Origin of the sequence: Brevundimonas sp. G8 (genome assembly GCF_902506205.1) — a bacterium.
GTDB lineage: Bacteria > Pseudomonadota > Alphaproteobacteria > Caulobacterales > Caulobacteraceae > Brevundimonas.
Window position 1 is genome coordinate 1,903,714 of sequence record NZ_LR732816.1, and the last position, 21,558, is coordinate 1,925,271.

A 21,558-nucleotide genomic window follows, 5' to 3' on the forward strand; every position below is an offset into this window, starting at 1 on the left:
TCAGGCCTTACGCGTCGGCCTTGCCGTATCCGGGCCAGGTCGTCTTGCCCGCCCGCGCATACTGCGGCGGCAGGTTCTCGTCCTCGCCCAGGACGACCGCCGCATGGTGCGCCCAGTTGGGATCGTCCAGCGCAGCACGGGCGATGGCGATCAGGTCCGCCTGACGCGAGGCCACGATGTCCTCGGCCTGCTGCGGATCGAAGATCATGCCCACGGCCATGACGCTGGCGTCCGGCGTCGCGGCCTTCACGGCCTGTGCGAACCGCAGCTGATAACCCGGCTCGGCGCCCGGAATGTCGGCGCGCGCGACATTGCCGCCCGACGTCAGGTGCAGATAGTCATAGCCCATGTCGTGCAGGGCCTGACCGAAGGCCGTCACCTCGTCCAGGGCGATGCCGCCCTCGACCCAGTCCGAGCCATTGAACCGCACGCCCAGCGCCTTGGTCCGAGGCCAGGCGTCGCGCAGGGCCTGGGCCACACGCAAGGGGAAGCGCGCCCGGTTCTCATACTCACCGCCGAAATCATCGGTGCGGTGATTGGACAGGGGCGACAGGAACTGGGTCAGCAGATAGCCGTGGGCGGCGTGCAGCTCGACTAGGTCGAACCCAGCCCGGTCCGCCCGGCGCGCGGCATCCTCGAAGGCGGCGACGACGCGGTCCATGTCGCCTTCCGTCATCGCGGTCGGGGTATGCCAGTCGTCCTTGAAGGCGGCGGCTGAGGCGCTGAACGTCTCCCAAGCGCCCTCGTCGGCGCCCAGGGCGCGACCGCCCTTCCACGGCGCGCTGGTCGAGGCCTTGCGTCCGGCGTGGCCCAGCTGAACGCCGATGGGCGTGTCGCTGTAGGTGCGGATGTCGGTGATGATCCGGGCGAAGGCGGCTTCCTGGGCGTCGTTCCACAGGCCGGTGTCGTCCGGCGTGATGCGGCCCGCCGCCTCGACCCCCGTCGCCTCGACGATGACCAGGCCTGCGCCCGAGATCGCCAGCTTGCCTAGGTGCTGCACGTGCCAGGGCTGGGGCACGCCATCGACGGCCGAATACTGGCACATCGGGGCGATGACGACGCGGTTCTTCAGCGTCAAGGGGCCCACGGCGCGGGGCGAGAACAGCAGGCTCATGAAAGGCGATCCGAAGGGAAGGGGGGAGGGACTGTAGCTATGGCGGTTGCGGTCACGTTCAACCCCGACCCTTTCCAATTGTTCATCCAGCTTGCCGATTATTCACGTGTGCAGAGCCGGCCCTCGCGGCACATAGGGTCAAGCTTTCAAAGGGGAACCCAAATGCTTCGTCTCGCTCTCGCCATCGCCATTGCCGCCCCGCTGCTGTCGGGCTGCATCATCGTCTCGACCGAAAAGCCGACCACGCGGGTCATCACAGCCCCGGCCTCGGGTCAGTGATGCGCGGCTTCGTGAAGGGTCTGGCGGTTGCGGCCCTGGTCGCGCCGCTGCTGTCGGCCTGCGTCATCTATGACAGCGATGCGGGCGAGAACGTCTCGGTCAATGTCACGCGCAACGACGCCCCGCCGGCCGAGGCCATTCGCGAGGCCCGCTTTGCAGACGGCGCCCTGATCGCGCGGGTCGATTCCAACGGCTGCACCCAGGCGTCGGATTTCGAGCTGTCGGTGTCCGAAAACACCCCGACCGAGATCACCCTGCGTCGCACCAAGCCCGATCTGTGCAAGGCCCTGGTCCCGAACGGCGTCGAACTGCGCTGGACTTACGCCGATCTCGGGCTGGAGCCCGGAACCCCGGCGCGGATCCTCAATGCGTTGAAGTAGGCGTCTCGAACACCGCCAGCATCGTGGGCGGAATGCGCTGGGGCCTCAGGGTCTTGGCGTCGACCAGCACCCATTCGGTGACGCCCTGGGCGCAGACGCGACCCTGGGCGTCCTCGATGCGGACATAGCGCGTGAAGCGCGGCCCCTGCGGATCGCCGACCCAGGTGCGCGCGACCACGCCTTGGGCGCCCGGTTCGATGCCGCGCAGATAGTCGATCTCGTGCCGGGTCGCGACCCACGACCATTTCGCCCGCGTCTCATCGTCGAAGCGCGCGTTCCAGTGGGCCGTGCCGGCGTCCTGAAGCCAGCCGACATAGACGACGTTGTTGACGTGTCCATTGCCGTCGATGTGCTCGGGCCGCACGTCCAGCGGCACGACGAAGACCTCGCGGTCCTCGCGCGGCGTCAGCGTCTTGCGGGCCATCAGGCCTCGCCGAGCGGAACGCCCTTCTCGACCATCAGGGCCTGAAGCTCGCCGGCCTGGAACATCTCGCGGATGATGTCCGACCCGCCGACGAATTCGCCCTTCACATAGAGTTGCGGGATGGTGGGCCAGTCGGTGAAGCTCTTGATGCCTTCGCGCAGGGCCTCGTCCTGCAACACGTCCACGCCCACGAAGGCGGCGCCGACATGGTCCAGGATCTGCACCGCCAGCGACGAGAAGCCACAGCGCGGCTGGTCGGGCGTGCCCTTCATGAACAGCACGACGTCGTTTTGGGCGACGGTTTCGCCGATGAAGGCGTGGGCGGGATCGGCGGCTTGAACGGTGTCGGTCACGGGATAGGCCTTTCGTGAAGCCCGTCAGCTAGGGAGCCAAGGGCGCGCGGTCAAGGCGTCCGCGACGATCGGCATGCCGCGCGTCGCTTGTCGTCAGGCAGCGACGCTGGCGACCACGCGCGCCATTTCGATCTGGGCCGCGAGGCCCGGCGGCATGTCTCGCTCGGGCGCCGCCGCCAATGTCGCCAGCCGGTCGGTGTCGGTGGCGTTGACGATCACGCTGGACACCGTCGGATCGGTCAGGACGTAGGCCAGGCAGATCGCCTCGGCGGTCCAGTTCTGCGTGCGATACAGGAAGCCGAAGGCGTCCTTTTGCGGCGTATCGGCCGGACGCTTCTGGGCGCCGATGCCGAACAGGCCCTTCTTGAAGATCGGCGCGATACGTGGACCGGAGCGGCGATCCTTGAAGAAGTCATAGGCGAAGACCGCCATGTCCTGCTCCCGCGCCGCCCGGATGCGGTTACGGACCCGCCAGTCTGCATTGATGTCGAACGGCGTCAGCAGGGCGTCGAACGCGCCGGTCGAGACATAGGCGTCCATCACATCGCCGCCGCCCGCGATGCCCAGCAGCTTGATCCGGCCGGTCGCCCGCATGGCCTTCAGCGCGCTCAGCGACGACTGGGCCAGTTCCGCCTCGCCCGGCTCGTGCAGCACCGCCACGTCGATCCAGCCCAGCCCCGAGAAGTGCAGCGCCCGGTCGATGGCGGCGGTCATGCCCTGGGCGGAAAAGTCCCGTTCGCTCTCGCGCCCGTCGCCGGCCCCCAGGGTCAGGCTGACGTAGACCAGCTTGCGATCCACATGCGACAGCGCCTCGCCCAGCACCTCGGCGGCCACCGGATCGGCGTTCTCCAGCCGATAGCTGTTCACGCCGGCTTCCAACGCCGAATACAGCAGGTCCAGGCCGGCCTCACGCCCCCGCTTCAACGCCTCGGCGCCGAAGCTGAGCGTCAGGTTCGAAATCGCGGAGCCTGAAACGCCGAAGGGGCGATAGCGCATGGGGTCAGGCCTCCTTCGCCGGCGCCGAGGTCTCCAGCGCCAGCGCATGCAGTTCGCCGCCCATCTGACCCTTCAGCGCCGCATAGACCAGCTGATGCTGACGCACGCGCGCCAGGCCGGCGAAGGCGTCGGACACGATGCGGGCGCGATAGTGGTCGCCGTCGCCCGCCAGATCCTCGATGTCGATCTCGGCGTCGGGAAAGGCCTCGACCAGATGCTGGCGCAGCGTTTCGACGGACATGGGCATGGCAAGGGACTCGCGGTTCGTTCGACGCGATTTTGACGGATAAACCTTAATGGCGACCTACACGGAACGGCGGGGCCGCTCGAACAGCTGAACCGTATGATCCTTGTAGGTCGCGGTCGCATAGGGGCGATAACCGACCCGCGCCGCCAGCTTCAGCGAGGCCAGGTTCTCGGGCGCAATCATACAGACCGTGCGTCCCTCCAGCGTCCGGTCGGTCCAGCCCAGAGCCGCCGCCAAGGCCTCGGCCGCATAGCCCTTGCCCTGAAACGCAGGCGCCACGCCCCAGCCCAGTTCGGGCGCATCGAACGGCGGCTCCAGCTCGCGGCGATAGTCGAACACCCCCACGCTGCCCAGATAGGCTCCGCCGTCGCGCAGCCGGATCGTCCAGTTGCCGTGGCCCATCGCGGCCCAATGGCCGATGTCGCGCAACAGCCGGAACCAGACCTCCTCGCGTCCCAGCGCCCGTCCCATGATGTGGCGCGTGAAGTCCTCGTTGGACCATAGCGTCAGCAGGTCGTCGAAATCCCCGGTCGAGACGGGTTTAAGCACCAGCCGCTCGGTCGTCAGAATGGCGTCGGTCACATCAGGCCCAGTTGCTTGAAGCTGGCCACCCCGTCGCGGCCGACGACCAGATGGTCGTGCACCTCGACGTTAAGCGCGCGCCCGGCCTGTACAACCTGTTTCGTGATCTCGATATCGGCGCGGCTGGGCGTCGGGTCGCCCGACGGATGGTTGTGGACCAGGATCAGGGCGCTGGCCGACAGCTCCAGCGCGCGACGCACCACTTCGCGCGGATAGACCGGCGCATGATCGACCGTGCCCCGGTTCTGCACCTCGTCCAGGATCAGCTGGTTCTTCTTGTCCAGATAGAGCACGCGGAACTGCTCTCGCGGTTCGTGCTGCAGCGCGACCCGCACATAGGCCAGCAGCGCCGTCCACGACGAGATCACCGGCCGTTTCGCCGTCGGCTCTCTCGCGATCCGTCGCGTCACGTCGAAGATCAGCTGCAGATCCAGCGCCGCCGCCCGCGTCGCCTTGCCGGCGACATAGCCCAGCGACCGCGCGACCTGATCCTCGATCGCCTCATGGCTGGCCGCCCCGATCCCCTCCAGCCCCCCGAACCGCGCCAGCAGGTCCTTGGCCAGCGGCTTGGTGTCCTTGTAGGGCACGCTGCGGAACAGCAGCAGCTCCAGCAGCTCATAGTCGGGCAGGGCGCCCAGCCCCCCCTTCGCCGCCCGCTCGCGCAGCCGGTCGCGATGACCGTTGTGGCGCGGTTGCGTCTTAGCTGCGTCTTGCTCCGACTCCCCGCCGTTCAGCATGTCCCCTCCATTTTTCGCAACCTGTGCGGAATGCGAAAGGGGATCAAGGGTGTGCTGCTAAATGCGCGCTAGAAAGCCGGGGGCGGAGACACAACGTCCAGTCGAGTCTCCCGTGACAGACCGTATCGGTATGTCACCTCCCACCCGTGAGGCGCAGCCTGCGATGGAGCCAGCCTGAAGGACAGACACCTTGTTTCACCCAGACAGGGCGTCGCCGAGACGATCCGGTCTCGCGAGAGGAAATCCGTCGATGGGTCCGATGCGCGATCTTCCTCCCGCATGGCTCGAATAGCATCCCAGTAGGCGCGCAGCATTCCGTTCGCGACATCAGATGATAGGGCTGCAAATCCAAAGGGTGCGCCTGTCTGTTGGCGACAGCCGCCGCTTTCATCAGGGATGCGATAGAGGATTTGGCGATGCCCGCTGAATATCTTGACCAGCGGCTTGCCTTGAACCGTTTGGTCCGTGCCGAAGAAACTGTTCAACGCGGTTTCGCATATGCCTTTCGGGCGCGGTTGCGGTGTTTCGACAAGCTCGATCACGACGTTTCCGAACGGTGCAGACGACGCTACGGATACGGTCTCAATATCGTCTGCGCGTTCAGGCACGAGCCAAAGCGCCAGATCTCTAGCGGAATAAGACCGAAGCTCAGCGGTCGGTCTCTCCTCGGACGGGATCGGAATCTGGCTGTAGCCAGTGTTCAGTTGCACCAGCATTCCCGCTTGGTCGAACTTGGCCGCGCAGCTGGCGACCAGAAGAAGCAGCGGGATCGCAGCCTGTTTCATGCAAATCTCGCCCGCCCGCCGTCAGTTCGGCCGGAACAGCCCCGCCGGAGACGCCGTAAAGATTTCCAGTCCGTCTTCCGTCACCCCGATGGTGTGCTCGCACTGGGCCGACAGGGACTTGTCGCGCGTCACGGCGGTCCAGCCGTCGGACAGCACCTTCACGTGCGGCTTGCCCAGGTTGACCATCGGCTCGACGGTGAAGAACATGCCGGGCTTCAGCACCGCGCCCTCGCCGCGACGGCCGTAGTGCAGGACGTTGGGGCTGTCGTGGAAGACGCGGCCGATGCCGTGGCCGCAGAAGTCGCGCACTACGCTCATGCGCTGGGCCTCGACGAATTTCTGGATGGCGAAACCGATGTCGCCGAAGGTATTGCCCGGCTTGACCTGTTCCAGGCCCAGATCCAGCGACTGATAGGTCACGTCGATCAGCTTCTTGGCCCGCGCGTTGATCTCGCCGACCGCATACATGCGGCTGCTGTCGCCGTGCCAGCCGTCGACGATGACGGTGTGATCGATGTTGACGATGTCGCCGTCCTTCAGCACCCGATCGCCGGGAATGCCGTGGCAGACGACGTGGTTGATCGAGGTGCAGACAGTCTTCTCATAGCCCTTGTAGCCCAGGCAGGCGGGCAGGCCGCCGTTGTCCAGGGTGAACTCGCGCACCAGATCGTCGATCGTGCTGGTCAGGACGCCCGGCTTCACATGCGCGGCGATCATGTCCAGCGCCTCGGCGACCAGACGGCCGGCCTTGCGCATCCCCTCGAAGTCTTCGGTTTCGTGGACGCGAATGGCGCTGGTGCGGACCAGGACGTCGGTTTCGATTTCGGGCGTTTCGTACATGGTGCGATGGGTCTGCAAAAGGCGGGGATACGGCGCGATCCGTTCGCCGCAGATGGTCGTTATAGCATGAAACCTCAACCCCGAGTTTGGATTCCCGCATGACCGAAGCCAATCCCGCCGCTGCCGGGCCCACCGCCGCCGTCCTGGTCATTGGCGACGAAATCCTGTCGGGCCGAACCCAGGATACGAACACCAACACCATCGCCCGCTTCCTGTCCGCGCTGGGGATCGACCTGATGGAGGCGCGGGTCGTCAGCGACGATCACGACCGGATCATCGAGGCGCTCGACGCGCTGCGGTCGCGCTGGGACTATGTCTTCACCACCGGCGGCATCGGCCCGACCCATGACGACATCACCGCCGACGCCATCGCGGCGGCCTTCGGCGTCGCCCTGCCCGAACATCCCGACGCCCTGGCGATCCTGGCGCGCCGCTATGGCGACGAGTTCAACGCCGCGCGCCGTCGCATGGCCCGCATCCCTCAGGGCGGGGCGCTGATCGCCAATCCGGTCACCGATGCGCCGGGCTTCCAGATCGGCAATGTCTTCGTGATGGCCGGCGTGCCCAGGATCATGCAGGCGATGCTGGAGGACGTGGCGCCGCGTCTGCGCACCGGCGCCGTCGTTCAGGCCCGGACGCTGAAGGTCAGCGGGGTGGGCGAGGGGGCTGTGGCCGATGTGCTGCGGGCCGCCGCAAATCTGCGCCGTGACCTGTCGTTCGGCAGCTATCCTTGTGGACATGGCAGCGACGGCGAGATCGGAACCCAGTTGGTCATCCGTGGCCGTGACGCAGGCCTGGTCGAGGCTGCGGCGCATGATTTGATCGCAGAACTTCGTGATCTGGGCATCGATGTTGCCGCGACGTAACCTCTCGAAGCCGTGATCATGTGCGGCTCAGGCGCCACGGTTTCGCCCGTTTCCGGTCCGATGGGGGCCTTGCCCGCAACGCTTTCGCGCCGTGAACGCTGAGTGGGTTCCTCCCCGGATCGACCGCGCCTAATGCGGTCGACGTTTACTTAGGTGTTTGAAATGACCTCCAGGAACTTCGCCCGCGTGGGCGGGCTCGCCCTGACGACCGCCCTGCTGGCTGGCGTCGCCGCTCCGGCCATGGCCGGCTCCTTCTATGTCCAGGAACAATCGACGCGCGCCCAGGGCCGCGCCAACGCCGGCGTTGGCGCCGACAAGGGCGTCCAGTCGCTGTGGTGGAACCCCGCCGCCATCGCCGGAACCCAGCGCGAAGTCTATCTCGGCATGCACGGCCTGATCCTGGACTCCGACGTCGATGACCGTGGCTCCAGCCTGACCTACAACGTCCCCACCCCTGCCATCGTCAGCCGCACGGCCCCCGTCAACGGCGACCCGCACGTCCACGACGTCGTCGAAAGCGGCATCGTGCCGAACTTCGCTGTCTCCATGCCGATCGGCGACCGTTTCAACGTCGGCCTGGCCGTCCAGGCGCCCTACAACTTCACCACCAAGTATGAGCCGACCGACTTCGCGCGCTACGACGCCCTGACGTCCGAGCTGCGTTCGGCCAACATCAGCCTGGTCGCCGCCATGACGGTCACCGACTGGCTGGACCTCGGCGTCGGCTTCGACGCGCAATACGCCAAGGCGACCCTGTCGTCGGCCCTGCCGAACGTGCCGATCCCGGCTGTCCTGTCGCCGGCCTATGTCGTCTCGCCGTCCACCGACGGTCGCAACCAACTGGAAGGCGATGGGTGGGATTACGGATGGAACGCCGGCGCCCAGATGCATTTCGGCAAGCTGGACCTGGGCGTGTCCTACCGTTCCAAGATCGAGCACGAGCTGGAAGGTTCGGTGAACATCTCGGGCCTGACCGGCGTCCTGGCCGGCGCCAACGTCTCGGCTGATGGCGGCGCGTCCTTCACGACGCCCTGGTACGCCACCGTCTCGGCCCGCTACGCCGTCAACGACCGCCTGACCCTGAACGCCCAGGTCAACCAGATCGGCTGGAGCGAGTTCGACGCTATCCGCGTCGCCTACACCGGCGGCGGCTCGACCATCGTTCAGGACTATGACGACGTCACCACAGGCGCGATCGGCTTCGACTACAGGATCGATCCGTCCATGACCTTCCGCGCGGGCCTGGGCTACGACCCGACCCCGACCCCGGACGATCACCGCACCGCCCGCATCCCGGACGGCGACCGCTGGCTCTACGCCGCCGGCCTGTCCAAGACAGTCGGTTCGATGACCTTCGACGGCGCCGTGACCTACATCGACATCGACACCGCGCAGATCAACGACACGCGCGACGTCTATGGCAACGGCCTGGTCATCTCGAACCTGCGCGGCGAGGCCAAGGGCTCGGGCGTCGGCTTCTCGATGGGCGCGACCTGGGCCTTCTAAGGTCCGCACACGCCTGACATGAGAACGGCGGCTCCTGCGAAGGAGCCGCCGTTTTTTTATTGTCTCAAGATGAAGGCGGGGCGCGAACCCCGCCGTTCGATCCTCACCCCTTGGCGCCGCCGACATAGCCCTTGCCGCCGTTGGACGGGCGACGACGGGGACGGCGCTTCATTTCGCCTTCGGCCGGCTTGACGTTGTCGTTGATCGACGGCACGCGCTCGCCGCCCAGCGGGTTGTAGGCGCGTTCCGGGCGAGCCGGGGCCGCAGCCGTCTCGCCGGGGCGAGCGCCACGACGCTGGCGATGCGGCTGGCCGCCGCCTTCCGGGCGCACGCCGTCGCGATGCGGGACGCGGCTGCGTCCACGACCGCCGCGACCTTCGCCACGGCCGCCTTCGTTGCGATCGCCGCCTTCGCGTTCCGGCATGGTCGCCTTCTTGCCGACGCCGGTGGCCATGATGGTGGCGTCCAGCTGGCCCAGGGCCTTGTCGTTGCGACGGTCGATGGCCGGGATCTTCTGGCGCGTGACCTTCTCGATGTCCTTCAGCAGCTTCATCTCGTCGCCGGCGACGAAGCTGACGGCCGTGCCGTCCTTGCCCGCCCGCGCGGTGCGGCCGATGCGGTGGACATAGGATTCCGGCACGTGCGGCAGTTCGAAGTTCACGACGTGCGAGACGCCGTCCACATCGATGCCGCGCGCGGCGATGTCGGTGGCGACCAGGACGCGCAGCTTGCCGGCCTTGAAGGCGGCCAGGGTGCGTTCACGCTGGGGCTGGGACTTGTTGCCGTGGATGGCGCCGGCTTCGACGCCGCCGGCTTCCAGATAGGCCGCGACCTTGTCGGCGCCGTGCTTGGTCTTGGTGAAGACCAGGCAGCGCGTGTATTCGGGATCCGAGAACATCTCGGTCAGCAGGGCGCGCTTACGGCCCTGTTCGATATAGACGACCGACTGGCTGATGCGCTGCACCGTGGTCGACTGCGGCGTGACCTGGACCTTGACCGGGTCCTTCAGCAGTTCGCCCGCCAGCTTGCCGATCTCGGACGGCATGGTCGCCGAGAAGAACAGGTTCTGACGCTTGGCCGGGATCTTGGAGACGATCTGGCGGATCGGCTTGATGAAGCCCAGGTCAAGCATCTGGTCGGCCTCGTCCAGGACGAAGATCTCGGTCTGCGACAGGTCCAGGTTCTTCTGCTGGATGTGGTCCAGCAGGCGGCCCGGCGCGGCGACCAGGATGTCCAGACCCTGTTGCAGGGCGCGTTCCTGGCCGCCGTATTTCACGCCGCCGAAGATGACCGCGACCCGGAAGCCCAGGTGGGCGCCGTAGGCCTTGAAGCTGTCGCCGATCTGGGTCGCCAGCTCACGCGTGGGGCTCAGCACCAGCACGCGGGTCGTGCGCGGCTTGGGGGCGATGCGGTTCTCGGCCAGGCGATGCAGGATCGGCAGGGCGAAGGCGGCGGTCTTGCCGGTGCCGGTCTGGGCGATGCCCAGCAGGTCCTTGCCGGCCATGACGTCGGGGATGGCCTTTTCCTGGATCGGGGTCGGCGTGGTGTAGCCGGTCGAGGCCAGGGCCTGGAGGAGGGCCTTGTTCAGACCCATGGATTCGAAGGTGGTGCTCACAGCAGTATCTTTCGCGTAGCGGCGACGCGCTTCGGCCATGGCATGACGCCGTCGGGCCGCGCACCGCCAGTCCCGACGGGGCCTCAAGGAATGAGGCCTGCGGGGTGGATCGGGCGCCGCCCCGCGTGTCCGGGCAGCGAATGGATATGAGGGGCCGGCGGCTTCTACAGACAGGTCTGAATCAGACCCACACGCGCTGGAGACGCCGGAGATCGCGATTGTGCGACGCAGCGCAAATGGGCGCTTATCGCCGATAAGTCAACTGCCGCACACATCAGGGCGCGTATCGCGTCGCCGCCTCGGGCAGGCCGTCGGGCAATCCGATGGCCGCACGCCACTCCTCGGGATGCAGCCGCGCCATCTCCAGATCCAGCCACGCCAGCGGCTTCAGCCTGCCGTCCTCGTCCCAGAACCGCTCGGCCCACGGCTGTCCCGTCTCGCGCGCCCGCGCCCGGTCCCGCGCGCTCGCTTCCTGTCCTAGATGCGTCGCCCGCCAGTGATACAGCCACGGAATATGCCAGTGCGGCGCGCTGGTCAGCCGCTCGTCCCGCATCGCCGCCGCCAGACATTCCGCCAGCGCCCGCGCCTCCTCCAGCTGGGCGGTGAACGCATCGCGCCGCGCCTGGATATGCCGGTCCCAGCCTTCCGCCGGCTCGATCGGTCCCGCTGCCGCCGGATCGGGCCGTTTCCACCCCTCCGCCTCGCGCCGCTTCCACAGGGCATGCACCCCCACGTCATAGCGTGCGGCGACCGAGCGCGCGGTTTCGCCGTCCTCCCACGCCTTGCGAACCTCGGCCCAGACGGCGTCCGGCCGGATCTTGCGATGTATGCCCTGGCTCATGGGGAAGGGGTCGTCGCACGCCCCTGCGTCATCATCGGACGCAAGCCAGACCACGGGCCCATTTAGGATGGCTGGCGCGCCGCACCTGACATGTCGCGATCTGGAAAATCAGGTCTCTAGCCTCGAAAATCGCCCGTCTTCCGGCCTGAGGTAGAGACCGCCCTAGACTGTCCGCATGGAAAAACGTCGCTACAAGATCAAACCGCCCGAGGTCTGGGCCCAGGTCCGACAGGACTATCTCTCCGGCCTCGACGCCAAGACCACAGCCGCCCACCACGGGGTCACCGAGGCCGCCCTGCGCGCCCGCGCCACCAAGGAAGGCTGGTCGCGCCACCCGCGCACCGAGACCCCGCCGTCCGCGCCGCCGCCGCTGTCGGCTCAGGACGCCGCCGACCTCTCGCCCGACGACCCGAATGATCCTTCAGCCCTGGCCCGCGCCGCCGCCCAGGCCTCGGGCCGCGCCCTCCACGCCCAGGACTTCGCCCATGCCCGCGCCCTGGCGGCCTTGGCCGAGACCTATCGCAAACTGGCCGACCGCGACGGCCCCGGCCGCGCCTCGCGCCTGACGCTCAAGACCGCGCCCCTGCAACTGGTCTTCGACATCCTGACCAATCAGGCGGAGGCCCAGCGCCGCTTCGCCATGAACACCAGCGACAAGAGCGACTGGGAGCTGAGAGGCCAGTATTGGAAAGCCAAGGAGAAGCTGGACCGCGCCAACGATGAATGGAGCGAGGCTCAACTGGCCCGCCGCGTCCAGCTGGACCGCCGCATCGCCGCCCTGGAGGCCCAACTCCGCGAAGCCGGCCTCGACCCCGTCATCGAGCGCGAACAGGACCGCCGCATCTCCCAGGGCCTCGACCTCTACCTCGGCACCTGGCGCGGGATCGTGACGATGGAGGAGTGGGAGAAGACGCTGGATGAGTTGTGAGAACCGAACTTCGGCTCAATCAGAATAGCGGCTGATCGCCGCTCGATCTATTTGATCGGCGGATACGAGTTGATAGTGGCGCTCGTCCACAACTCGGATTTCGTCGTCTTGGAGGGTCAACTCGAACATCGCGATCACACCGTCATCCATGAACTGAGCTGATATCGCTCGGCAGCGAAGGCCTGGGAACTTCTCTTCGACGAACCGAATGTCCTGGGTGGTCTGAACTACGCCGATCTGGTCCTTGCCGCCCTTCGCTTGGACAGGGATGACATAGTGACAACCGCGCTTGTCGAGGCCGACGTAGAGTTCATCGATCTCGATCTGACCGATGCCTTTGACGGTGGTGCGTAGATGGTTCTGCAAACTGTATGTCGTCAGGCCCAGAAAGGTGTCGATCAGGCGATTGTAGCGAACGATGGCGAGAAGAGCCTGCTCGTCGTCCAAAGCATAGGCTCGGATCAATTCGGGGGTCGCGTCCGGCACCGATATGCGAACCAAATCCGCGCGCGGCAACACACGCTGAGCTTTTACGAGCTTGAACCGATAGCCTGCGCGCCCTGCGCCTTCGATGATCCAGTTCTGACCCTCGGGTTGGGTCGCCTTGATGGAGTCGGGATAATCGATCCGATAGCGAAACGCATAGATCACGTCTCCTTGGTTCTTCGGCAGCTTGATCGAAAGCGCGCTTGCGACGGTCTCGATTTCCTCGCGAGCGAATTGAAAAGCTGTCTTGCCCGGTTCGAAATGATCGAAGAAAATCTTCTCGATCAAAAGCTTGTAGGTGTTCTCGCGGGGAGGAGCCTTAGCCATTTGCAATCCGTGCGACCATGTCGGCTTCCTCTATCTCGCTCTGCTTTCGCTTGCGAGCTCCGCTTTTTTGGTCACGCCGTTGAGGCGTGAAGGCTTTGCCGAAGAAGGATGATGCGTCCTTCATGCTGATCGAAATCAGCATGGGGTCGCCGAGCATGATCGATTTTTCGGGGCGTTCCACTTCTATGCCCATCGCAGCGATCAACGACGAAGCCACCGCTCTTGCCAGCGGTGGCGGCACGGCGTTTCCGACCTGTCTTGCACCATGCCACTTCGTGTCGTGCAGGCGGAACCAATCGGGGAAGCCATGCAGTCGTGCCATCTCGCGCACCGTGATGCAGCGGTCGTGCTTGTAATGTATCGGACGCGGGCTGGTGAACGCGCCCCGCGCGGCGTCCGTACCTGCGCGTAGGGTGTTGGAAACGCCATTGGGTGGCAGGCGGAAAAAGCGAGAGATAGGCTCGACGTCGCCTGGCGCGGTCTTTGCAAATCGCCTGCGTGAAATCTCCGTGTGTTCCGTGCGAGCGCTCGAAGTGAGAACATTGGGTTCCCAGCAGCGAACATACCCATAGTGCCAGCTGTCGGCTGTACGGCATCGCATCTCTGTCGCGTATTCGCTTGGCTTTGCCCACGAGCTAGTTGCGACGCTGTCCGTGGTTTTCAAGCGCTCGAACTTTTCGGCATCGGGTAGGTCGCCCAAGGCCTCCTTGCAGCTTGGTCCTTCCTGCAGCGGTGAAAGTTTTGAGCCGGCAGGCCGAGTGATGGCTTCGGGGTAGCGAGGCATCGCCAAACCATCCTTTGCGCCCATCAGGATTAGGCGCTCGCGGCTCTGAGGCACGCCATAGTCTGCGGCATTCAGCACCTTCCATTTCTTCTCGACAGAATATCCAGCAGCGACGAACTCGTCGATCAGTTCGTCTAGAAAAGCGCGATGGCGTCCGACCGTGATGCCCTTGACGTTCTCGAACACAAAATACGACGCATCGAGTTCTCGAACGAGCCGAACGAAGTCGCGCACCAGCGAGTTTCTGGGATCGTCCAGCGCCCGCTTTCCGATCATCGAAAACCCTTGGCAGGGGGCGCCCCCAAAGACCACGTCGACCGTTTTGCCGCCGATTCCGGCGAGCGTCCGGATGTCTTTTCCTGTGAGGTCCTGCACCGACCGGGCGATTACTGTCGTGTCGGGAAAGTTGAAGGCATGGGCCGCTGCGTGAATCGGGTCGATTTCGACTGCGGCGACGACGTCGAACCCGGCCTGTTCGAACCCAAGGCTCATCCCGCCGACGCCCGAGAACAAGTCGACTCCGATCGGACGTTTCATGCAGGCTCCTTGCGACGCGACTCTCTCACCCTATCAATCTTCTTCGATCATGTCGATCGCCTTTTGTTCCATGTCGATTTTAAAGGCGCCGATGCAAACGGGTCATCCACCTCCTAGATGAAGGTCGTGGAACAAAGGCGACCATCGACAGAAATCGACGTTTTGGTCGATCCGAAGCGGAGCGCCATCATGCGCAGCGTTGGAGACAAGAACACCGCTCCGGAGCTCAAGGTGCGCTCGGCCTTGCACAAAGCGGGATACCGCTTTCGCCTTCACCGAAAAGATTTGCCCGGAAGTCCCGACATCGTCCTGCCTTCGAGGAAGGCCGTAGTCTTCGTTCACGGGTGTTTTTGGCATCGCCATGCGGGTTGCCGGTATTCCAGCAATCCATCGACGAGGGCGGATTTCTGGAGACTCAAGTTCGCGAGAAACGTCGAGAGAGACCGTCGAAACATCGGCGATCTCGAAAAGGCAGGCTGGTCCGTCCATGTAGTTTGGGAATGCGAAACAAAGGGGCGCGACCCCACATTTTGGGACAGTTTGGAAAGATTCTTGAGCGCGCTTGCGCGAAAAACCGCCGGTTGAGCTCGGCCTACAGCCGCCCCTTCCTGAACCGCTCCTGCGCTTCCGCCGCCGCATCCGCCCGCCACCGCTTGGGCGCCGACTTGTCGACCTCTTCGCCCGCCCCGGTCAGGGCCTCGTTGGCGAATTCCAGGTCCATCAGCTTCATGCGCTTGATCTCGTCGCGCAGGCGGCCGGCTTCCTCGAACTCCAGGTTGGAGGCGGCCTCGCGCATGCGGCCTTCCAGGTCGCGCAGGGCGGCCTGGAAGTTGGAGCCGACGAAGGGTTTGGAGGCCTCGGCCACGCCGGGCCGGGTGATCCGGTCCATCTCGCGCGACTCATAGGGGCTGGCCATGATCTCCTTGATGTCGCGCTTGACGCTCTCGGGGGTGATGCCGTGTTCGGTGTTGTAGGCGACCTGGCGTTCGCGGCGGCGGTCCGTCTCGGCGATGGCGCGCTCCATACTGCCGGTCATGCGGTCGGCGTACAGGATGACGCGGCCGTCCACGTTGCGCGCGGCGCGGCCGATGGTCTGGATCAATGAGGTCTCGGAGCGCAGGAAGCCCTCCTTGTCCGCATCCAGGATGGCGACCAGGCCGCACTCGGGGATGTCCAGCCCCTCGCGCAGCAGGTTGATGCCGATCAGACAGTCGAACGACCCCAGCCGCAGGTCGCGCAGGATCTCGATCCGCTCCAGCGTGTCCACGTCGGAGTGCATGTAGCGGACGCGCACACCCTGTTCATGCATATATTCGGTCAGGTCCTCGGCCATCTTCTTGGTCAGGGTGGTGACCAGGCTGCGGTAGCCCTTGGCGGTCGTCGCCTTGACCTCGTCGATGACGTCGTCGACCTGGTTGCGGGTCTTGCCCGAGACGGGGCGGATCTCGACCGGCGGGTCGATCAGGCCGGTGGGGCGGATGACCTGTTCGACGAAGACGCCGCCCGCCTGTTCCATCTCCCACGGGCCGGGGGTGGCGCTGACGTGAACCGTCTGGGGGCGCATGGCCTCCCATTCCTCGAACTTCAGCGGGCGGTTGTCGATGCAGGAGGGCAGGCGGAAGCCGTATTCCGCCAGCGTCGATTTGCGGCGGTAGTCGCCCCGGAACATGCCGTTGATCTGGCCGATGGTGACGTGGCTCTCGTCCACGAACAGCAGGGCGTTGTCGGGGATGTATTCGAAGAAGGTCGGCGGCGGCTCGCCGGGCGCGCGGCCCGTCAGCCAGCGGCTATAGTTCTCGATGCCGGCGCAGCTGCCGGTGGCCTCCATCATCTCCAGGTCGAAGCGGGTGCGTTGTTCGAGGCGTTGCGCCTCCAGCAGCTTGCCGTTCTCGACCATCCAGTCCAGCGTCTCCTTCAGCTCGGCCTTGATGCCGCTGGTGGCCTGGTTCAGCGTCGGGCGCGGCGTCACATAGTGGCTGGCGGCGTAGACGGTGATCTCGGTCAGGTCGGCGGTCTTCTTGCCGGTCAGGGGATCGAACTCCTGGATCGCCTCCAACTCGTCCCCGAACAGGCTGATGCGCCAGGCGCGGTCTTCCAGGTGGACCGGGAAGATCTCGATCACGTCCCCGCGCTTCCTGAACATGCCCCGGTCGAAGTTCAGGTCGTTGCGCTTGTACTGCAACGCGATCAGATCCGCCCGCAGCTTGCCCTCATCGATCTGGTCCCCCACCTTCAGCGTGAACGTCATCGCCGTATAGGTCTCGACCGACCCGATGCCGTAGATGCAGGACACCGACGCCACGACGATGACATCTTCCCGTTCTAGTATCGCCCGCGTCGCCGAGTGCCGCATCCGGTCGATCTGCTCGTTGATCGACGAATCTTTCTCAATGTAGGTATCGGTTCTCGGGACGTAAGCTTCTGGCTGATAGTAGTCGTAGTAGCTGACAAAGTATTCGACGGCGTTGTCCGGGAAGAAGCTCTTGAACTCGGAATAGAGCTGGGCCGCCAGCGTTTTGTTAGGGGCCAGGATCAGAGCGGGTCGCTGGGTTTCCTCGATCACCTTGGCCATGGTGAAGGTCTTGCCAGACCCAGTGACGCCCAGCAGCACCTGGTCGCGGTCGCCTTCCCCCGCCTGGGCCACCAGTTCGGCGATGGCTGTGGGCTGGTCGCCGGCGGGGGTGTATTTCGTCTCCAGCCGGAACCGGCCGCCCTTCTTCTTGCCCTCGTGTGAAGGGCGGTGCGGCACCCAGTCGGCGGGGGCCGCAATGGGCTCCTCCGGCGTCAGGCGAGGGCCGGTGACCGGTGCGAACATCGGCATGGCCTTGGCCGGCTTGCCTGTGTCTCGCACGAACTGCGCCGACGCCTCCTGCACCCCCGGATTGGGCACGTGAACGGGCTTGGCCGGCTTTGCGGCGGCGGGCTTCGGCGTCGAAGAACGGTTCATGAACAGAACTTAGTGCGTGCGGATGTGTCACGCCATAGCGCGCCTCGCTCCAGACGGTTGCGCTGGTCAAGCCGCGCGCCGCGCGGCGAAGCGCCCGTCGGACAGCGGCGTGATCCACCCATAGCGAACCAGGGTATAGAGCGCCTGAATGACGCGCGGCTCGATCCGCTTGCCCCCAGCCTTGAACGCGCGGGCGATCTCGGTCGCGTCCATGGCGTGGCCCGACCGCTCCAGCACGGCGCGAATGGCCAACGGCTGTTCCGACTTGTCTTTGGGGAAGGCCGGCAGGCTGCGGTCGAAGGCGACGACATTGTCGCCTAGGTCCAGCGCGCCGGACGTTTTCGAGGCGGCCTTGGCGAAGCGTGGGATCTGGTAGTTTGGCCGCAGCCAGCGGACATGACCGGCGGCTTCTTCTGCAGCGCGTTCGGCGTTGAGAGCAACGAGACGTTCCAGAATCTGTTCGTCCGACAGATCGTGGGGCCAGCCGTAGGCGTCTGCGGTCGCGCGGTCGATCTGATCGTGCAGATCCTTGAGGATCAGGACGCGGCCGCGTGCCTTGACGTCCTCATCCTTTGCGTCGAGCGCCGTTCCGGCGCGGACCTTTTCCAGCACATTGTAGAGGCCGGTAAGGGTCAGATCGGAATGCTCGGCCTGAACGGTCTTGCGTGTGGCGTCTAGCTCTTCGCCGAGGTCGCGAAGGGTGGAGCGAATGGCGTCGGACGGATCGGGGAAGGGGAAGGGGTCGAAGCAGAGTGTGTTATTGTAGACGGGGTCATTACCTTTGCCGACCCGTCCGCCAATGGCGGTTGCCCAGTGAACGTGAAACGTGGACGACAGCATTGCCAAAAGCCAAGCTTGGTCGGAGGCGATTACTCGGATTTTCTGGTCTGGTAGGATGCTGTGCCCGAGAAATGTAAACCAGCGATGCTTCGAGGTCTCGGTCGTGGCAATGTAACGGGGAATTCCGGCTAGAGCATTCCGCATCCCAGGACGAGCTTCGCCGAAAATCCACCAGTTAACGCGATGATTTTTACGCACAACCGTGTCCCGAAAAGGTTTGACGTGATCTATAACGTGCTGAAAAAGCGCTGGATGGTTTTGCCGAGCATCGGTTTCAGACATTCCAAAGAAATCGATTATTCTACGGCTCGTCCGATTATCTGCTAGATCTTTTCCTGACAAATACTCGCGTAAAACACTCGAATTTGCGTTCTCGATTAGTTCGGTCTCATTCTTAGAAAGAACGAACCGCAAGCTGACTGGAATGACGCCCATAAAGGACAGCCCTTGATCGGCCTTTAGTGGCTTAGCCGCCGAAAGCATCGCGCCGGTGGTAAGGAAGGGGGTGATTTTGCCGTGCGTGGCGCTTGCGAGTGATTCACTTCCAGCCTGTCCATGCCTCTTGTTTTCCACCTGCTGGACCTTTCCAGAGAAAGTGCCGCCAGCTCCGACCGTCATCGCTATCCGAACGGAAGCAGTCGTGTCGCCTTCGGTCCACGGATGATCGGGGATCGCGTAAATGAGTGAAATCGGGAACTTTGCTTCTAGCCGATCTTCCATAACGGAGCGATTGAAGGCCATCGTGATCGAATTTGTCGTCACAAGGCCAAAACGCCTTATCGCGCCGATTGCAGCTAAGTCAGCAGCCCTAGCCCACCAGTACATCACAAAGTCCGCCGACTCAGTTACGTTTTCCCAAGTTCTTCTCAGGGCGCGGACGTATTTCTCTGAGAGCTGTTCTTTCATCCGTTTGTTACCGATAAAAGGCGGGTTACCTACAATGAACTCCGCCTCGGGCCAGTCTGGCCGTCGCGCGTTCGGATAGACTTGAACCGCGACCCCGTCCCGCATCTCGAACTGAAGCTCGGGATAGCCGTCCCAGGTGAGGACAGCATCCTTCTGCTGGATGTTGCCGAAGGCCTTGAGGATGGGTTCGGCGGGGTGCTCGGCCCGGTTGCGATAGTGTTGTTGCAGATAGCCGATCCACAGCACCAGTTCGGCGATGGCGGCGGCGCGGACGTTCAGTTCGATGCCCAGGAACTGGTGCGGGTCTACGGTCTCGAAGCCGATGGTTTCGGACTGGCCCAGTTCGGCCAGCGCTTCGAGCACGTCGCCTTCCAGCTTCTTCATCAGTTCAAGCGAGACATAAAGGAAGTTGCCCGTCCCGCACGCGGGGTCCAGCACGCGGGTGTTGCAGAGGTGATGGTGGAAGGCGCGGATGATGGAGACGGCCTCTTTCAGGTCGCCGCGCTCTCGGGCGTCACCGGCCTTCAACTGTGCGTCGGCCCAGTCGCCCCGCAGCGGCTCCATCACCGTGACTTCGACCAGGCGTTCGACATAGGCGCGCGGCGTATAGTGGGCGCCCAGCTTGCGGCGCTCCGTCGTATCCAGGGCCTGTTCGACCAGAGTGCCGAAGATGGCGGGCTCGACGTAGCGCCAGTCGTGGCGCGACGCCGCCAGCAGTTCTCCGATCTCCTCGCGTCCCATCGGGAATGCGCGGGCGTCGTGAAAAAGGCCGCCGTTGAAATAGCGCAGATGGGTCTTGAAGCCGGAGAAGAAGCGGTCGGCGTATTCCGGCGCATCCATTTTGCGCCACAGGTCCTGAAGCAGCGGCGCGAAGCTGGTCGGACCGTCGAGGCATTCTTCCAGCAATGCGGTGAACTGGCCCCGGGGCAGCAGGTCTGCGTCCTCGGCGAACATGGTGAAGATGCAGCGCATCAGGAATTGCGCGACCTCTTCGGCGGGGTGCTTCTTCTCCAGCGCCTTGGAGACTTGGGCCAGGCGTTCGGCGATCTGCCGCGTGACGCGGGCGGCGTGACGGCCGGGGTCCAGGCTGTGGGGATCGGACCAGATGTCTCTGAGGCGTGCGACGACCTCGGGATCACGCAGATCTTCCAACTGAATGCGGAAGCGCTTGCGGTCGGGAAAGTGAGAATAGGCCCGGCCGCTGCCCGAGAAGTCCGCATAGACCTCGAAGACATAGCCGACGTCGCAGACAATGATGAAGGGCGGCGCCGCGTGATCGGCGGGCAGGCGAAAGACATAGTCTTCGGCTTGGCGACGGGCGTTGCGCATCAGGATGTCCCAGCGGCCCTGCGACGCGGCGGTAGAGACGGTCTCGTCGGCGTTGAAGAGCGTCGCCTGGCCATCTGGCCGATGGGCGGCACGCGACTGTTTGGCCTCAAGGATGAAACTGCCGCGCTTGTAGAGATCGATGCGCAGGGTTGACGCCAGGCCTTCGGACTCGCGCCGCTTAACGCCGCGCTCGAAGACGTAGTCGTTGGCGCGTGTGTCGTCACTGGCAGGCGCCGGTCTGGGCAGGTCCAACGCCTCGCAAAGCTCGGTGAGAAACATCTGGTAGTTGGCGCGCTCGGCGCCGCCGCGGGCGGATTGCCAGCGCTGAATAAATCCCTCGGCGTCCACGAAATGCCCCCCGGCAATCTGATCGATCAAGCGGTAAGGGACCGATATGCAAGCGTAGGTCGTTAATTATAGGTATCTAAGGGTGTGTATTGATCAACTTAAGCGCGACGCTCATCTTGAAGTACACTCCCGCTTGACTCCCTCGCACAGTATGTCACACACACTGTGTATCACACACTATGTGACGCATAAGGATGGCGCATGAGCGAGAACGATGAAGCGCTGCTGTTCGAGAGCTTGCGGCTGGAGCTGCGGCGGGGGTCGTTGATCCTGGCCGTGCTGGCGAGCTTGCGGCGCGAGCAATACGGCTATTCGCTGCGGGTGGCCCTGGGCGAGGTCGGGGTCGAGATGGAGGAGAGCACCCTCTATCCGCTGCTGCGCCGGCTGGAGAGCCAGGGGCTGCTGGACAGCGAGTGGCGCGAGGAGGAGCGGCGCAAGAAGCGGTTCTACCGCCTGTCGCCGCGCGGCGAGACGATGCTGGCGCGGCTGGCGACCGAATGGCGCGGCCTGTCGGTCTCGCTGGAGAAAATGCTGTGAACACCGGGAAAGAGGGAGAGACGG

The 21,558-nt window shown here is 64.7% G+C and carries 21 protein-coding genes; 6 read left to right on the plus strand and 15 right to left on the minus strand.

Annotated elements, in window-relative coordinates; genetic code table 11:
• Nucleotides 1-7: 7 nt before the first annotated feature.
• Complete coding sequence (locus CHRYSEO8AT_RS09290) at nucleotides 8-1,114, minus strand: NADH:flavin oxidoreductase/NADH oxidase (protein WP_159849384.1); 1,107 nt, start codon at nucleotides 1,112-1,114, stop codon at nucleotides 8-10.
• Nucleotides 1,115-1,392: 278 nt separating this feature from the next.
• Here CHRYSEO8AT_RS09290 and CHRYSEO8AT_RS09295 point away from each other — a divergent pair, with 278 nt between their 5' ends.
• Complete coding sequence (locus CHRYSEO8AT_RS09295) at nucleotides 1,393-1,773, plus strand: hypothetical protein (RefSeq protein ID WP_236547487.1); 381 nt, start codon at nucleotides 1,393-1,395, stop codon at nucleotides 1,771-1,773.
• On the opposite strand, the gene CHRYSEO8AT_RS09300 is transcribed toward CHRYSEO8AT_RS09295, so the two are convergent.
• The 8 genes from CHRYSEO8AT_RS09300 to map form a co-directional block, all read right to left on the minus strand.
• A complete protein-coding gene (locus CHRYSEO8AT_RS09300; protein ID WP_159849388.1) occupies nucleotides 1,757-2,197 on the minus strand; it encodes a thioesterase family protein in 441 nt (146 codons plus the stop codon). The genes CHRYSEO8AT_RS09295 and CHRYSEO8AT_RS09300 overlap by 17 nt on opposite strands.
• On the minus strand, nucleotides 2,197-2,550 hold the full coding sequence (gene grxD / locus CHRYSEO8AT_RS09305; protein ID WP_159849390.1) for a Grx4 family monothiol glutaredoxin: 354 nt from the start codon (nucleotides 2,548-2,550) through the stop codon (nucleotides 2,197-2,199). Before grxD ends, CHRYSEO8AT_RS09300 begins: the two co-directional genes overlap by 1 nt.
• Nucleotides 2,551-2,643: 93 nt before the next feature.
• Nucleotides 2,644-3,546 carry an aldo/keto reductase gene (locus CHRYSEO8AT_RS09310; RefSeq protein WP_159849392.1) on the minus strand — a complete coding sequence of 301 codons (903 nt, stop codon included), beginning with the start codon at nucleotides 3,544-3,546 and terminating at the stop codon, nucleotides 2,644-2,646.
• A 4-nt stretch (nucleotides 3,547-3,550) separates the two neighbouring features.
• Nucleotides 3,551-3,793 (minus strand): BolA family protein, encoded by a 243-nt coding sequence (locus CHRYSEO8AT_RS09315; RefSeq protein WP_159849394.1) that lies wholly within the window; start codon nucleotides 3,791-3,793, stop codon nucleotides 3,551-3,553.
• Nucleotides 3,794-3,850: 57 nt separating this feature from the next.
• A complete protein-coding gene (locus tag CHRYSEO8AT_RS09320; protein ID WP_159849397.1) occupies nucleotides 3,851-4,375 on the minus strand; it encodes a GNAT family N-acetyltransferase in 525 nt (174 codons plus the stop codon).
• Nucleotides 4,372-5,112, minus strand: coding sequence for a DNA repair protein RadC (gene radC / locus CHRYSEO8AT_RS09325; protein WP_159849399.1), 741 nt, complete (start codon nucleotides 5,110-5,112; stop codon nucleotides 4,372-4,374). The genes CHRYSEO8AT_RS09320 and radC overlap by 4 nt, the downstream gene beginning before the upstream one ends.
• A 68-nt stretch (nucleotides 5,113-5,180) precedes the next feature.
• Complete coding sequence (locus tag CHRYSEO8AT_RS09330) at nucleotides 5,181-5,897, minus strand: hypothetical protein (protein WP_159849402.1); 717 nt, start codon at nucleotides 5,895-5,897, stop codon at nucleotides 5,181-5,183.
• Nucleotides 5,898-5,918: 21 nt separating this feature from the next.
• On the minus strand, nucleotides 5,919-6,737 hold the full coding sequence (gene map, locus CHRYSEO8AT_RS09335) for a type I methionyl aminopeptidase (RefSeq protein WP_159851678.1): 819 nt from the start codon (nucleotides 6,735-6,737) through the stop codon (nucleotides 5,919-5,921).
• Nucleotides 6,738-6,835: 98 nt separating this feature from the next.
• Here map and CHRYSEO8AT_RS09340 point away from each other — a divergent pair, with 98 nt between their 5' ends.
• Both CHRYSEO8AT_RS09340 and CHRYSEO8AT_RS09345 read left to right on the plus strand, forming a co-directional pair.
• Nucleotides 6,836-7,603 (plus strand): molybdopterin-binding protein, encoded by a 768-nt coding sequence (locus CHRYSEO8AT_RS09340; protein WP_159849404.1) that lies wholly within the window; start codon nucleotides 6,836-6,838, stop codon nucleotides 7,601-7,603.
• 162 nt (nucleotides 7,604-7,765) lie between these two features.
• Nucleotides 7,766-9,109, plus strand: a complete 1,344-nt coding sequence (locus CHRYSEO8AT_RS09345) for an OmpP1/FadL family transporter (RefSeq protein ID WP_236547488.1) — start codon at nucleotides 7,766-7,768, stop codon at nucleotides 9,107-9,109.
• A gap of 103 nt (nucleotides 9,110-9,212) precedes the next feature.
• Here CHRYSEO8AT_RS09345 and CHRYSEO8AT_RS09350 read toward each other — a convergent pair whose 3' ends face one another.
• Complete coding sequence (locus CHRYSEO8AT_RS09350; protein WP_159851679.1) at nucleotides 9,213-10,703, minus strand: DEAD/DEAH box helicase; 1,491 nt, start codon at nucleotides 10,701-10,703, stop codon at nucleotides 9,213-9,215.
• A 295-nt stretch (nucleotides 10,704-10,998) separates the two neighbouring features.
• Nucleotides 10,999-11,565: a hypothetical protein gene (locus tag CHRYSEO8AT_RS09355; RefSeq protein ID WP_159849408.1), complete on the minus strand. Its 567-nt coding sequence runs from the start codon at nucleotides 11,563-11,565 to the stop codon at nucleotides 10,999-11,001.
• Between the two features lie 175 nt (nucleotides 11,566-11,740).
• Here CHRYSEO8AT_RS09355 and CHRYSEO8AT_RS09360 point away from each other — a divergent pair, with 175 nt between their 5' ends.
• Complete coding sequence (locus tag CHRYSEO8AT_RS09360; protein ID WP_159849410.1) at nucleotides 11,741-12,493, plus strand: hypothetical protein; 753 nt, start codon at nucleotides 11,741-11,743, stop codon at nucleotides 12,491-12,493.
• A gap of 15 nt (nucleotides 12,494-12,508) precedes the next feature.
• On the opposite strand, the gene CHRYSEO8AT_RS09365 is transcribed toward CHRYSEO8AT_RS09360, so the two are convergent.
• Nucleotides 12,509-13,306: an endonuclease gene (locus CHRYSEO8AT_RS09365; RefSeq protein WP_159849412.1), complete on the minus strand. Its 798-nt coding sequence runs from the start codon at nucleotides 13,304-13,306 to the stop codon at nucleotides 12,509-12,511.
• A complete protein-coding gene (locus CHRYSEO8AT_RS09370) occupies nucleotides 13,299-14,627 on the minus strand; it encodes a DNA cytosine methyltransferase (protein ID WP_159849414.1) in 1,329 nt (442 codons plus the stop codon). The genes CHRYSEO8AT_RS09365 and CHRYSEO8AT_RS09370 overlap by 8 nt, the downstream gene beginning before the upstream one ends.
• 117 nt (nucleotides 14,628-14,744) lie before the next feature.
• On the opposite strand from CHRYSEO8AT_RS09370, the gene CHRYSEO8AT_RS09375 reads away from it, so the two are divergent.
• Nucleotides 14,745-15,212, plus strand: coding sequence for a very short patch repair endonuclease (locus CHRYSEO8AT_RS09375; protein WP_159849416.1), 468 nt, complete (start codon nucleotides 14,745-14,747; stop codon nucleotides 15,210-15,212).
• Between the two features lie 7 nt (nucleotides 15,213-15,219).
• On the opposite strand, the gene uvrB is transcribed toward CHRYSEO8AT_RS09375, so the two are convergent.
• Nucleotides 15,220-17,448: an excinuclease ABC subunit UvrB gene (gene uvrB / locus CHRYSEO8AT_RS09380; RefSeq protein ID WP_236547610.1), complete on the minus strand. Its 2,229-nt coding sequence runs from the start codon at nucleotides 17,446-17,448 to the stop codon at nucleotides 15,220-15,222.
• Nucleotides 17,449-17,640: 192 nt separating this feature from the next.
• Nucleotides 17,641-21,027 (minus strand): DNA methyltransferase, encoded by a 3,387-nt coding sequence (locus CHRYSEO8AT_RS09385; RefSeq protein WP_159849420.1) that lies wholly within the window; start codon nucleotides 21,025-21,027, stop codon nucleotides 17,641-17,643.
• Between the two features lie 171 nt (nucleotides 21,028-21,198).
• Between CHRYSEO8AT_RS09385 and CHRYSEO8AT_RS09390 the strand changes: the two genes are divergently transcribed.
• Complete coding sequence (locus CHRYSEO8AT_RS09390; protein WP_159849422.1) at nucleotides 21,199-21,534, plus strand: PadR family transcriptional regulator; 336 nt, start codon at nucleotides 21,199-21,201, stop codon at nucleotides 21,532-21,534.
• Nucleotides 21,535-21,558: the final 24 nt, after the last annotated feature.

Excerpts from the sequence above, each read along its gene's own strand:
- CHRYSEO8AT_RS09290 (WP_159849384.1), bottom strand. The coding sequence starts at position 1,114 with ATGAGCCTGCTGTTCTCGCCCCGCGCCGTGGGCCCCTTGACGCTGAAG.
- CHRYSEO8AT_RS09295 (WP_236547487.1), top strand. The coding sequence starts at position 1,393 with ATGCGCGGCTTCGTGAAGGGTCTGGCGGTTGCGGCCCTGGTCGCGCCG.
- CHRYSEO8AT_RS09300 (WP_159849388.1), bottom strand. The coding sequence starts at position 2,197 with ATGGCCCGCAAGACGCTGACGCCGCGCGAGGACCGCGAGGTCTTCGTC.
- CHRYSEO8AT_RS09310 (WP_159849392.1), bottom strand. The coding sequence starts at position 3,546 with ATGCGCTATCGCCCCTTCGGCGTTTCAGGCTCCGCGATTTCGAACCTG.
- CHRYSEO8AT_RS09315 (WP_159849394.1), bottom strand. The coding sequence starts at position 3,793 with ATGCCCATGTCCGTCGAAACGCTGCGCCAGCATCTGGTCGAGGCCTTT.
- radC (WP_159849399.1), bottom strand. The coding sequence starts at position 5,112 with ATGCTGAACGGCGGGGAGTCGGAGCAAGACGCAGCTAAGACGCAACCG.
- CHRYSEO8AT_RS09330 (WP_159849402.1), bottom strand. The coding sequence starts at position 5,897 with ATGAAACAGGCTGCGATCCCGCTGCTTCTTCTGGTCGCCAGCTGCGCG.
- map (WP_159851678.1), bottom strand. The coding sequence starts at position 6,737 with ATGTACGAAACGCCCGAAATCGAAACCGACGTCCTGGTCCGCACCAGC.
- CHRYSEO8AT_RS09340 (WP_159849404.1), top strand. The coding sequence starts at position 6,836 with ATGACCGAAGCCAATCCCGCCGCTGCCGGGCCCACCGCCGCCGTCCTG.
- CHRYSEO8AT_RS09345 (WP_236547488.1), top strand. The coding sequence starts at position 7,766 with ATGACCTCCAGGAACTTCGCCCGCGTGGGCGGGCTCGCCCTGACGACC.
- CHRYSEO8AT_RS09350 (WP_159851679.1), bottom strand. The coding sequence starts at position 10,703 with ATGGGTCTGAACAAGGCCCTCCTCCAGGCCCTGGCCTCGACCGGCTAC.
- CHRYSEO8AT_RS09355 (WP_159849408.1), bottom strand. The coding sequence starts at position 11,565 with ATGAGCCAGGGCATACATCGCAAGATCCGGCCGGACGCCGTCTGGGCC.
- CHRYSEO8AT_RS09360 (WP_159849410.1), top strand. The coding sequence starts at position 11,741 with ATGGAAAAACGTCGCTACAAGATCAAACCGCCCGAGGTCTGGGCCCAG.
- CHRYSEO8AT_RS09365 (WP_159849412.1), bottom strand. The coding sequence starts at position 13,306 with ATGGCTAAGGCTCCTCCCCGCGAGAACACCTACAAGCTTTTGATCGAG.
- CHRYSEO8AT_RS09370 (WP_159849414.1), bottom strand. The coding sequence starts at position 14,627 with ATGAAACGTCCGATCGGAGTCGACTTGTTCTCGGGCGTCGGCGGGATG.
- CHRYSEO8AT_RS09375 (WP_159849416.1), top strand. The coding sequence starts at position 14,745 with ATGAAGGTCGTGGAACAAAGGCGACCATCGACAGAAATCGACGTTTTG.
- uvrB (WP_236547610.1), bottom strand. The coding sequence starts at position 17,448 with ATGCCGATGTTCGCACCGGTCACCGGCCCTCGCCTGACGCCGGAGGAG.
- CHRYSEO8AT_RS09390 (WP_159849422.1), top strand. The coding sequence starts at position 21,199 with ATGAGCGAGAACGATGAAGCGCTGCTGTTCGAGAGCTTGCGGCTGGAG.